This is a genomic window from Sphingobacterium sp. UBA6645, assembly GCF_002455685.1.
Lineage (GTDB): Bacteria > Bacteroidota > Bacteroidia > Sphingobacteriales > Sphingobacteriaceae > Sphingobacterium > Sphingobacterium hotanense.
This window is the reverse complement of record NZ_DKLH01000004.1, coordinates 21,364-33,776: the sequence shown is the minus strand read 5'-3', so window position 1 is coordinate 33,776 and position 12,413 is coordinate 21,364. Positions and strand designations below refer to the sequence as shown.

Sequence of the window (12,413 nt, the reverse complement as noted above, 5' to 3'; positions counted from 1 at the left end):
GAAAGATGACGGGCTTTTTTGGTATTTAGACTGTTAGATATTAGAGCTGGGCGTCGATAGGGCGCTTTTTTTGTGGGTTGTTTTTCTTGGAAGGGGAGGGTCAGTAAGTAAGGATGATTTTTTTGTTTGTCTTGAACCAGGAAAGGGTTATTAAGGAAAGATAATCTTGTGATTTTTTGATGTTTGTCTTGAACCAGGAAAGGAAGGATTAGAGGAGTGGCAGGATCATGCTAATCTTTTAATCCTTCCTTTCCTGGTTCAGAAAGCATGTCTAACGTCTTATGTCTAATATCTATTATCTAATAGGAATTTCTAATCGCTATTTTCCCCTTATACTAAATTATCCAATTCTTTACCTATTCTGACTATTTCGTCCAATTAAGGGCTGATTTTTAATGATTGAGGTATATTTTCAATATATTGTATTCTGATTGAATTGGATATTTTTTGATATAGTAAAAGCCATTTTGCGACGGCGACAACTCTAGTTGTTAATCCTACGTATTGACTGGAAGATGCTTTTTCTTCATATCTATTAAACCTATATTGCTCTTTATGAAAAACCTATTGTTCCTTCTAGTATTGTTTATTTGTGTGGCTGAAACTAATGCCCAACGCCTCCCTCTTGCAGATAGCGCATTTGTTACCAAGCATCAAATCACTGCAAACGGGCAGAAATTTCCTTATTCCGCAAAAACGGGTACACAGCCTGTATGGGATGCCAATGGGAAAGTATTAGCCACTGTTCATTATACCTACTATACCCGTGATGACATCAGGAATAAAAGCAAACGTCCGTTAGTTATTTCGTTTAATGGCGGCCCGGGGTCGGGATCGGTATGGATGCATTTAGCATATACAGGTCCACGTTTGCTCAATATTGATGATGAGGGATACCCATTGCAGCCATACGGTGTAAAAGAAAATCCATATACTATTCTTGATGTTGCTGATATCGTGTATGTTGATCCTATCAATACTGGCTATTCCCGCATCCTAGATGAAAAGGCAGACCGTTCCTTATTTTTCGGAGTTAATGCTGACATCAAATACCTCGCTGAATGGATCAATACCTTTGTGACACGCAATAACCGTTGGGCATCCCCTAAATACCTGATTGGAGAAAGCTACGGTACTACTCGTGTCTCTGGATTAGCTTTAGAGTTGCAAAATGCACAATGGATGTATTTAAATGGTGTTATCTTGGTTTCACCAACAGACCTAGGCCTAAAGCGCGAAGGCGCTGTTGCTAAAGCCAATGTATGGCCTTATTACACCGCCGCAGCATGGTTCCATAAGCGCCTTACTCCGGATCTTCAAAACAGAGACTTGGAAGAGTTATTACCCGAAGTAGAGAAGTTTACACTCGATGAATTATTGCCTGCAATAGCAAGAGGCTCTAGTTTATCTGCGAACGATAAAAGTGCTTTAGTTAAGAAAATGGCGAGATACTCCGGGCTTTCCGAAACCATTATCGCTCAGAACAATTTGGATATCCCTACATCCTTGTTTTGGAAAGAATTAATGCGGGATAAGGGACAAACAATAGGCCGATTAGACTCTCGATATTTAGGATTAGATCTACGTGATGGAGGCGAACGTCCCGACTATAATGCGGAGTTGACATCCTGGCTACATTCCTTTACGCCAGCCATAAATTACTATTACGCTAATGAGTTAAAGTATATCAGCGATGTTAAGTACAATATGTTCGGACCTGTACATCCTTGGGATCGTAGTAACGATAATACAGGCTTGAACTTACGACAAGCGATGGCAGCAAATCCATATCTTCATTTGATGGTGCAATCAGGATACTATGATGGTGCTACGGATTACTTCAATGCGAAATATAATATGTGGCAGATGGATCCTTCGGGAAAGCTTTCCGACCGTATGAGCTTCGTAGGCTATCGTAGCGGCCACATGATGTATCTTCGAAAAGAAGACCTGATTAAAGCGAATGAAGATATTCGCCAATTTATTAAAAAGTCGCTCCCAGCTGCAGATAAGGCTGCAAAATACTAGATATTATATAACTACCAGCCCCTTATGGGGCTGGTTATTTTAATTTATATGATGCGTTATCAATATATTCTACTGTCCTTTTTCCTTCTCATCGGACATGCATATGCCCAAGACCTGCTCAATGATCATAAAGCTGTTTTGGAATTGCTTAAACAGGAAAAAGATAAAGCGGTTAAATCATTGAAAGGAAGCTCTAAAGCATCCTTTAATGATTTAAACAAGCTTTTAGATTTAGGAGAACGGAAGTTGGTTAGTACTCACCTAAACAACAAGAGCAGCTTATCCAAGGTTGAAACAACCCTACTGCTAGCAAAATATCACTGGCTCAATAATGACTTCGCGGCCTGCGAAAAAGCCGTGAAATCGCTTTCTAAGAAAGAGCAACAAGATTATCGGGTACAGCGAACTTTCGCACTCTTGGAAATCGAAGCTTGGGATTTAGAACAAGCCGAGAAGCAAAGTTTAAGCCTCCTGAAAAGCCATCCTGAAGATGTTGAAACCAAGTTGATCCTTGGTCGCGCTTATATGCTACAAAAGAAATATAAGGAAGCGCTAGCTTTAGCGGATGACATGATCGCTAAACAGCCGAAAGATGCCTCAGGATATTTCTTGAAGGCTGATGTATTCTTCTGGGATCAAAACCCTGAAGAGGCTGAGAAGGTACTTGTGCAGGGGCTAGCATTAAACCCTTTAAACGCTGATGCCCGTTTCTATTATGGCTACGCTATTTGGCGTCGTATCGATGCTCGACAGCTGAACGCGATGGTCGCTCAATGGGACATCGCATTAGCGATCAACCCGCTTCATTTTCAAACACATTGGCATCTAGGTAATGGACATACCAATCTAACCTTTGCGGACTATGTTGATGCCGAAGAAAAAGACATACGTGCGGCCTTAACGGCTGCTGATGAGGACTTCACAGCAAATAGAATTGATCAAGCCTTACAGACCATAAATAAAGTAAAAGAAGACTATCCGACCTCGGTTCTACCTGAAATGCACGAAGCATCACTCCTATATGGAGATTTCGACGCTGCAGATCGTTTTCAACGTTTGGAAAAGGCAGAGGACATATTTCTCGATATTCTGAACCGCAAAAAGCATTATGGACCTGCCCATAACGGTTTGGCGGCAGTCATCAAATCTAAGCGCATCCCATTTCTGAAGAGCTATCCGACCATTATGCAGGCTCTAAAGGCACCGAATATTTCCAATATGGAAGACTTCTTGGAGATATTCCCAGATGTTGCTTACTATCCTGGCGATGTGGCAAAAGGTATGGCTTGGAATCAACTTTATACCTCGGTCGTTTATTTCCCATTCCTAGTCAAGCAGTACCGATTATTTGTTATCCCACCGCTGCATGTAGATTTAGCACTGGCGATGAAAGCACCGTACTTCCGATTCAACTCAACGTTCGACAACCGACAGTGGATGGATATCCGAGGAGTTGGCTCCGGTGCGGCAGCGATTGAATATGTAGAACGTGGAGCATTTGAAGAACGCAACGTCCTTCTGCACGAATATGTCCATCTTTTTCATGGAAGAGTATTGACCGACGAACAGAACCGACGTATCAAAGCGCTCTATTATCAAGCCATGGAGAAAGGGCTGACCTTGGATTATTATTCTCAAAACAATGAGTCTGAATATTTAGCACAAACCTATCCAGCCTATTTTGAAAAAGTCAAAGTACACCCGCTAGACTTCAAGTCGATGAACACCCTATCAGACTTGCAGCAAAAAGATCCAGATATGTACAACTTTTTGGATGATTTGATCGACAAAGAAAGGGCATATCTCGCAGGCGATAAGCAGGCCATGGCTTCCAATTGGTCGCAAGTTTATCTTAACCTTGCCGAAGAAGCCGCGAAGAACGATTATCAAGAAGCCTACAAGTTGTTGGATACAGCATTGCACTACGACAATGATTATCTTCCCGCTATTTTGGCCTACGCGAAGTTCCATATTGCTGAAGGAGAATTTGAAGGAGCCCAAAGCCGTATTGCACAAGCGAAAAAGATAAACCCCAACTATGCACCGATCTATATGTTGACGGGGGATTTATTGATCGCTAGCCAGCCTGAAGATTTGGAAGCACAAGCTGCCGCTTATACTCAGGGCTTCGATTTGGAGCAGGACTATATGGAAAAATCAAAGAATGCAGCCATTCTTCGAGAATTCTATTTCTCGCGCGGCGATTTAGACAAGGCTATACAAGTTGCCAAGACCTACGTCGCTAGCGGTTCTCAAATCTCCACATACTTGCGAGATCGATTGAACGATCAGCGATCTTTTTACCATTGGCAATTGGCGTTATTGGGATATCAGGATGCTGTGGACTCTTTAGCATATTTATCATCACAGAGACCTCAGCATTACCCGCTTCGTATCCAATATGCAGAAGCACTATTAGCCAATGGAAAAGCTGATGAAGCAGTTAAGAACATAAATGAGGTATATCGCACACTGCAGGCATCACAGGTCAGTCGCCCAGAGTTTGAACTGTTATTGGCGGAAGCTTTTTTCCAGAAGGGAGATCTAGTCAATACGGAACTTTATCTAGAGAAACTGATGGTTCGCGATGGCGATCCTGCGCGCCTTGATCATAACTACAATTTACGATTAGTAAGATTGCTAGCGAAAGCCGGTAAGACAGAGAAAGCAGCCTTATTCTATCAGAAACTGCCGAAAGCAAACGGCTTATTACCGCAGAGTGCAGACTTCGCAACACAAGCTTGGCTTGCTTTTCATCATAACCAAGAAGAAAAGGCAATTAGCTATGCTACGCAGGCGCTAGACCTGTATGCCTACAATATAGAAGCCTTTCAACTTTTGACGCAAATCGGTAAAAAACAATCAAAAGTGGAAAATATTTTAACGAAATTCCGGAGCAATATGGAAATTCAACCAAAATTATAGCATTTTTATCTTTTTAACTTATTTATATGAATATATACGAATTAATATCTATAGGATTATATATGTTACTGATGATTCTCATCGGTCTTTATTCCTATAAAAAATCAACCAGTAACTCAGACGAATTCCTTATCGGTGGGCGTAAAATGGGAGCTGCCGTGACGGCGCTTTCTGCTGGTGCTGCTGATATGAGCGGCTGGTTGTTAATGGGGCTGCCTGGCGCTATGTATCTCTCCGGACTGTCTGCCTCATGGATAGCCATCGGACTAACCATTGGGGCCTTCCTAAACTACGTTATTGTTGCACCTAGGCTGCGCGTATATACCGAAGTCGCTAAAAATGCAATCACATTGCCGGTTTTCTTTGAAAATAGATTCCATGACAAAACACAGTTGCTGAAGATTGCTTCATCCGTATTGATCCTTGTGTTCTTCACCTTGTACACCTCCGCAGGAATGGTGTCTGGTGGACGTTTGTTCGAGTCAGCGTTCAATATGGACTATTATACTGGTTTGTTTGTTACTAGCTCCGTAGTCGTGCTCTATACGTTCTTAGGAGGCTTCCTAGCGGTAAGTTTAACAGACTTTGTGCAAGGCACTATTATGGTGCTCGCATTGGTCATTCTACCGATAGTAATTGTCTCGCAAATTGGTGGTTTATCTGATACAATGGCTATTATCGAGAATAAGAACAGCAATTACCTTGATCTATTTAAAGGAACGACAACTATTTCGATACTATCCTTAATGGCATGGGGCCTAGGTTATTTCGGACAACCCCATATCCTCGTTCGCTTCATGGCCATCGAGCATGTCAAAGATATAGCGAAAGCACGTAATATCGGTATCAGCTGGATGATCTTTACCGTTGGAGGTGCTATGTTGGTGGGCCTTTTCGGCATTGCTTACTTGCAGAAGTTTGATCTCGCAACCATGCAGCGGTTCGACGGTTCGAAAGAAGTAGCAGAAACAATCTTTATCCATTTGTCCAGAGTCCTGTTCCACCCCTTAATTGGAGGTTTTCTATTGTCAGCTATCTTGGCCGCTGTGATGAGTACCATATCCTCGCAATTGTTGGTGACATCGAGTTCGATGACGGAGGATATCTACAAAACCTTTATCAATAAAAATGCGACGCCAAAGAGCATGCTCATCATGAGCCGTATTTCGGTTTTGATCGTCGCTATCATTGCCTTATTGCTATCGTTAAATCCAAAGGACAGCATCCTTAATCTTGTGGGTAATGCATGGGCTGGTTTTGGAGCAGCATTTGGACCATTGATTATCCTTTCACTATTATGGAAAAGAACAACAGCTATGGGTGGATTGGCGGGCATGTTAGTCGGTGGTGCCGTCGTATTAGCATGGGTTTATGTTCCGCATAATTACAAAGAAGTATATGAAATGATACCGGGATTTATTCTTAGCTTCTTAACCATCATCGTGGTATCCCTGCTAACGAAACCTGTGAGCAAAGAAATCGAAAAGGAATTCGATGAGGTTGCTAGTATAGTAAAGAATAGCTAATCAAATAACAAATATCCGCTAAGGTATATTCGGTTCGATTGTGAAATCTTCTTTAAGAAGGTTCATCAACGAATCTTTCGAATAGCCCTTAGCGGATCTCATTTCAATATCGATATATTCGTCGTCGACTTGGTATCGGTTTGGACCATAAAGGGAATCAATGACCTGGCTTAGCGGATACTGCCGTACATTTAGGTTAAAAAGACTATCTGAATTCTCCCGAACAAAGAAAAGCGCTTGCGTAGTATCCCTGAATTGGGAAACATTGATCTCTAAGTCAATGTTGTCATTATGAATCTTGGTTACCGGATTTTTAAGCAATATGATCGTGCCGATAAGCGAGAAGATGAATAAATTCCAAATTCCATAGAAAGCCCAACTGTAAACAAAACCTAAGCGAACCCTGATAAAAGAAAATACTAAGCCATCCACGAGATTGGAGGATACAAGCAATACCCCTAAAAAGTAAAATAGCAGATTGGCGTTTTCAAAGTTGAAAAGATGGGCAAGCCCGTATAAGAATACCGAACTATAGAGCAACCATCGATAATTCTTTCTATATGTATTATGGGAGATAACAAAGCGGTAGTACCGCTTATATTTCAGAAAATAACGGAAGATAAATTCTTCGATTAAAGGAGCAAAGACAACTGCAGAAATCATGTAAAAGATTGCCTGTTCATCCGTATCGCTCTTCTTGGTAAAGACAGGGTCCAAATATTGCACTAGATATTGCAAGGGCAGGATGATCGCTAGGATCAGAACCTTGAATAAAAATAAAGTGGAAAATACCTTGCTATAGGTGTCAGTTTGATAGGCAATTAACTTCCTGTCGGAAGGGTGTAATACGAAACTCCAAAAATGTTGAAGTATCTTCAGCATGCAGTTCTTTGTTTTTCTGGTTTGGTATCGCAAAGATATCAAAAAAATCAGCCCGCTAATCATAAAATGACCCAAATATTTACCTAGTAGTAAATATTTGCGTCTAATTTATTTAGTTTTTACCGACTGAGAAAGTTAAAAACTGATGCTGTTAGTTTCGTAGAGGAGTTACCTTGTATCCTTTTTTCTTCAATAAATTGATAACACCTTTCTCTCCAACTAAATGGCCTGCACCAACTGAAAACAAACTCGCCTTTTCCTTCATGATGGTTGGCATCTTTTCTACCCAAGCTTCGTTGCGTTTGTCCAGCAATTCGACTAATTTATCGGGACTCATATAGTTTGATGTTTCTTTAAATAGATTGCCTAGGGTCTCTAAATCCTCTTTAAAATAGGCATCAACCATAGTTTTTGCCATCGCTTTTTGCTGGTCCATTGTCGATAAGAATTGATATATTCCCTCTGCGTCGATCATGGAATTCATCAAACCGAATTGAAAATCTACGGTTTCTAATTCTGCAACAGGCTTTCCTTTCGCTTCTTCCAATTTCAATAGTTCGGTTTCCATACCTTTTACGGCTGTTGGATCCGAACATGAAAAAGTGTACAAGGTCAAAAGCGAAATCACGCCCGCTGGCGACATGGCGTCCAAGTACTGCGGCGGCAAATTTCGAGATGTCAGTATGCTATCCATCACTTGTCTTTTTGCGGGGTCGAAGTCTTTGAAATAGTTAGGGTCGGGCTTTAGATAGCTTGCCATTGCTGCAAGGTTCTCCTGCTTGCTGATATCAAGCTCGAACACCAGCTGCTCAACCTTGCCAAGCGCTGCTTTTGCGTTTTCATTCATTCGGAAATCCTCCTCACATGCCATGTGGATGGTGCCGAATAGATAAGAGTCTTTTTTTAACCCATTGCCCGAGACCTTCCATACCAAACTGTTCGTCTGCGCGGACAAAGGAAGTAAGTAAAAAAAAGCAATTAATAGGGTTAGAATTCTGTTCATATAAAAATAGTTTTTGTGTGCTTAATTATAATTTCTCAAAGACGAGCTTGCTTGCTTTTCCTTTTTCAAAATACAAACGATGTGTATTTTTAACGAAGTCACTTTCTTTGGCTTGATATATATCCATGAAATTATTCGGATTTCGATCTACTAATGGAAACCAGCTGTGCTGTATTTGAACCATAACCTTATGACCTTTCTTAAACGTATGGGCTACATCCGGAAGATTAACTTTTACCTGCGTTACTTGATTCGGTGTGAACGGCTCAGGCTCACTAAATGAGTTTCTGAATTTCCCGCGCAATACCTCGCCACGGACTAACATTTGATAGTTTGGCATAACCACATCCTTGCTGATGGGAGAACTAACCGAACTGGTATCCGGATACACATCAATGACCTTCACGATAAAGTCTGCGTCGGTTCCCGTCATCGAAACCCATAGATCCGCGGTCACCGGCCCCGCCATGGTTAGATCTTCTTGGAGGACTTCCGTTTCAAAAACCATTACATCCGGACGGTTCGCTGCAAAGCGTTGATCGGCAATCATATATTCGCGCGTGCGGCTCACGATGATTCCCTCTTGCGATGGGACAGGCTTGTTTGGATCGCTATGGTATTCGATAAAAGGTTCGCCTTGTTGCGGACTGTCCGACAGCTTACCATCTGCAGAAAGGTAGAGTTCATCCTTGACTACATCTTTTGGTGGCCATTGCGAAAAATGCTGCCATGCATTCGATCCTGAAAAATAGATATTCGCTTCGGCAGGATCGAACGATCCGATACCCTTAAGATGGTATTCAAAGAATGGTTTTTCAAACTTCTGCTGATAGGTGAGGCTTGTTTTTTCGCCAAATCGGATATCGCCAAACGAATCGCCTTCCGACCTTACCCAACCTCCGTGGAACCACGGTCCCATCACCAAAATATTGTTGTTCTTCTTATTTCTTTGCTCAATCTGCTTGTAGGTTTCGAACGCTCCATAGGTATCCTCCGCGTCGTATAATCCACCCACAACCATAACAGCAGGTTTAACGCTATTTAGGTGCTGTGTAATCGTACGACTCATCCAAAAGGTATCCAAGGTGCTGTGCTTTGCCAAATTGTCCCAGAACTTCACGGTATGGCTTAAGTACTTTTCTTTCAATCCCGATAGCGTAGGATTGTCCAAGAAGAATTTATACATATCTTTTGAGGATAGCTCAAATCCTTTCGGACCTTCTTTATCCGTAATGGGTTTCGGACGCGGCGCATCGAAAATATACATAAAGCGAAAAGCATCTGCCAGGAACAGCGCCCCTCCATGGTGGAAGTCGTCTCCGATGAACCAATCGGTCACTGGTGCTTGTGGCGATACAGCCTTTAGGGCGGGGTGCGAACCGATCAAGCTTGCCGTGGCATAGAAACCCGGATAGGAAATACCATACATACCGACCTTCCCATTGTTCCCTTTTACATTTTTCACCAACCAATCGATCGTGTCCCAAGTGTCAGTGCTCTCATCGATTTGATGCCCGTTTTCTTTCGTTCTGGTTGGGCGGATATCTTCAAACTCGCCTTCGCTCATCCATTTGCCGCGTACATCTTGATACACGAAAATATAGCCTAGCTCCGCCATTTCCGGGAAACTGCCTAAACTCTTTTTATATTCATTCTCACCGTAAGGAGCAACGGTATAGGGCGTGCGGTTGATCAGAATAGGGTATTTCTTCGTTTTATCCTTGGGCGTATAGATGGCGGTGAACAGCCGCTTTCCATCGCGCATCGTGATGTATTTTTCCGTCTTATTGTAGTGTTGTTTTACATAGTCTGCTGTTTTCTCCTGAGCAATGGCAGTGATAGCCGCAAATAGCCAAAGAAAACAGCATAGTAAGGCATTTTTCATTTTTCGGTATAATTTGTTGTTAGCGTGAAAATAGCTATTTTTTATCTCTTTTATTGATTAATTTCGGAGATAACAAAAACATATCCTATGAGTACTAAAGATGGATTTCTAGTAGAACTAGAACGTGAAACCAATAGTACCCGTCGTATTATCGATCGATTGAAAGATGAAGATCTTGCCTTTAGACCGCATGAAAAGTCTATGTCCTTGGGCGCATTAATAGGGCATGTCGTTGAGCTGCACAACTGGGTAGCAACAGCATTGACCAAAAATGATTTCAATCTGCAAACAGATTATAAGCCTTTCAAGCCGTCGACCGTTGCCGAGCTTAAACAGGCGTTGGACGAAGGTTACAAAGCGAATGAGCAAACGCTTAATACTTTCCCAGAAGATGAATGGTTCAAAACTTGGACTATGCGCGTTGGGGATTATGTGATCGGCGAAATGCCTAAACTAGGTGCCCTGCGTTTCGTTATCAACAACCACCTGATCCACCACCGTGGTCAGTTGACCGTATATCTACGTTTGTTAGATATCCCGGTACCGGGACTCTATGGTCCATCTGCGGACGAACAAAAATAAAACGAGAGACTAGTCTACGATAAGTTAGCTACAATCAACTCCCAAATTAAACCCCTATCATAGCCCTTTCCAAGCGGTTCTGATAGGGGTTTGTATTGGGTTTGAATTGGGTTTGAAAGGGTTAAGTGTAGAACGAGACTCGAAAAAAGATCGACGCACTGCAAAACTTTTGGATCATCAAAACTGAGGCTGGGTTTTCCATCAACTTCTGTTTTTCGAATGTGCTTCACTTCAAGACCCATCAAAAACGTGCATTCCTCTTGCCGCTTCGAGAGAAGTTTGAAAGTTTTTTTGATCAGAACCTGAATATTATTTATAAATTATCTCGCTGTAAACCAAATAAATAGAATACTGTTTCGTTTTTCTTGGATTTTTCATGTAATGAAATGGCTGTTCATCTTGTCTTGTATATAAACGCTACGAAAATTATGAATCAAGAAACCTTTAAAAATACAGTATTCGTCCTTAAGGATAAGCTGTATCGCTTTGCGAATAGGTTTCTTGCCCATGAGGAGGATGCGTTTGATTTAGTACAGGAACTGATGTTAAAGCTATGGGAAAAGCGATCAGATTTGAGTCATGTCGATAATATGGAAGCATTTGCTATGAGCACGCTGAGAAACATGGCCTTGAACAAGATTGAAAGAGCGGGCAGGCAAGCGAAATACTTAAATGAAGCGCCCGCTGATATTCAAGTTGAGCGATACCCGGCGCTAACACAGGAACTTATATTGAAATACATTGATGCCCTGCCGGAGAAGCAACGCATGGTCATGTATTTAAGAGATGTAGAGGAATATGAAATATCGGACATTTCCAAACTCTGCCAAATAGATGAAAACGCCGTTCGCGTGAATCTGTCTAGAGCGAGACAGTCTGTGCGAGCGAGCTTAACAAAAGTATTCGATTATGAAGAAAGAAGAATTGGATCAATTAAGAGCTAAATATCTGCAAGGGGAAACATCGCTGGAGGAAGAGCGCTTATTGAAGGAGCATGCTGATGATGCTTTCTTTGGAGGACTTAAGGAGCCATCGGGAAAGATGGATTGGGATTTTGATGCCTTTATGGAAGCTACGACTGTAGAAAAGGGTGCGAAGGACGCGAGGGTAGTCAATTTGCCAAAACGTATCATCATGATCGCGAACATAGCGGCTTCGTTGCTGATTGGCTTTCTGATTTTCCGCCCGAAAGAGGATGCTATGCAGCCAATTGATCAGAAGCAGATTGCCGAACATAGGAAAGCGGACAATACGAAAGTAAATGCTGAAACCCTGCAGCAAGTTCAGCCAGAGACAGTAGAAGTCGCGGAACCGAAGCGAGAAGAATTAGTCGTTGCATCTGTTCCTAAATCGAAGAGACGGCCGCAAAGCTCGCCCGAGAGAGCAGTAAAAATGGAAATGGATAAATCCTCGACTGGAATAGAAGAGGGGCTGTACGTGGAGGTAAATGGTGTTAGAATCTACGATGAGCAGAAGGCACTAGAGATTACGGAAACGGCATTGAGTTTAGCAACTAGCAATCTGAAACGTGGTGTTGCGGGGCTGGAGAAAATAAAGCATTTGAATATAGAAATCTAAGAAA

The 12,413-nt window shown here is 42.0% G+C and carries 9 protein-coding genes; 6 read left to right on the top strand and 3 right to left on the bottom strand.

The genetic code is table 11. The features are described from left to right. The first annotated feature begins 555 nt into the window (after nucleotides 1–555). The 3 genes from B2400_RS00640 to putP are packed head-to-tail and all read left to right on the top strand — an operon-like array spanning nucleotide 556 to nucleotide 6,479. Nucleotides 556–2,028, top strand: a complete 1,473-nt coding sequence (locus B2400_RS00640) for a S10 family peptidase (RefSeq protein WP_293930170.1) — start codon at nucleotides 556–558, stop codon at nucleotides 2,026–2,028. Between the two features lie 24 nt (nucleotides 2,029–2,052). Beyond that, nucleotides 2,053–4,953, top strand: a complete 2,901-nt coding sequence (locus B2400_RS00635; RefSeq protein WP_293930168.1) for a tetratricopeptide repeat protein — start codon at nucleotides 2,053–2,055, stop codon at nucleotides 4,951–4,953. A 26-nt stretch (nucleotides 4,954–4,979) separates the two neighbouring features. Beyond that, on the top strand, nucleotides 4,980–6,479 hold the full coding sequence (gene putP / locus B2400_RS00630; RefSeq protein ID WP_293930167.1) for a sodium/proline symporter PutP: 1,500 nt from the start codon (nucleotides 4,980–4,982) through the stop codon (nucleotides 6,477–6,479). 18 nt (nucleotides 6,480–6,497) lie between these two features. Here the strand turns inward: putP and B2400_RS00625 are convergent, their stop codons facing one another. The 3 genes from B2400_RS00625 to B2400_RS00615 form a co-directional block, all read right to left on the bottom strand. Beyond that, a complete protein-coding gene (locus B2400_RS00625; protein ID WP_293930165.1) occupies nucleotides 6,498–7,361 on the bottom strand; it encodes a CPBP family intramembrane glutamic endopeptidase in 864 nt (287 codons plus the stop codon). 151 nt (nucleotides 7,362–7,512) lie between these two features. Next, complete coding sequence (locus B2400_RS00620; protein ID WP_293930163.1) at nucleotides 7,513–8,364, bottom strand: TraB/GumN family protein; 852 nt, start codon at nucleotides 8,362–8,364, stop codon at nucleotides 7,513–7,515. A 25-nt stretch (nucleotides 8,365–8,389) separates the two neighbouring features. Continuing rightward, a complete protein-coding gene (locus B2400_RS00615; RefSeq protein WP_293930161.1) occupies nucleotides 8,390–10,249 on the bottom strand; it encodes a CocE/NonD family hydrolase in 1,860 nt (619 codons plus the stop codon). An 87-nt stretch (nucleotides 10,250–10,336) separates the two neighbouring features. On the opposite strand from B2400_RS00615, the gene B2400_RS00610 reads away from it, so the two are divergent. The 3 genes from B2400_RS00610 (at nucleotide 10,337) to B2400_RS00600 (ending at nucleotide 12,409) form a co-directional block, all read left to right on the top strand. Continuing rightward, nucleotides 10,337–10,831, top strand: a complete 495-nt coding sequence (locus B2400_RS00610; protein ID WP_293930159.1) for a DinB family protein — start codon at nucleotides 10,337–10,339, stop codon at nucleotides 10,829–10,831. Between the two features lie 428 nt (nucleotides 10,832–11,259). After that, complete coding sequence (locus tag B2400_RS00605) at nucleotides 11,260–11,775, top strand: RNA polymerase sigma factor (protein WP_260042715.1); 516 nt, start codon at nucleotides 11,260–11,262, stop codon at nucleotides 11,773–11,775. Further along, nucleotides 11,741–12,409 (top strand): hypothetical protein, encoded by a 669-nt coding sequence (locus tag B2400_RS00600; RefSeq protein WP_293930155.1) that lies wholly within the window; start codon nucleotides 11,741–11,743, stop codon nucleotides 12,407–12,409. Before B2400_RS00605 ends, B2400_RS00600 begins: the two co-directional genes overlap by 35 nt. Nucleotides 12,410–12,413 lie beyond the last annotated feature (4 nt).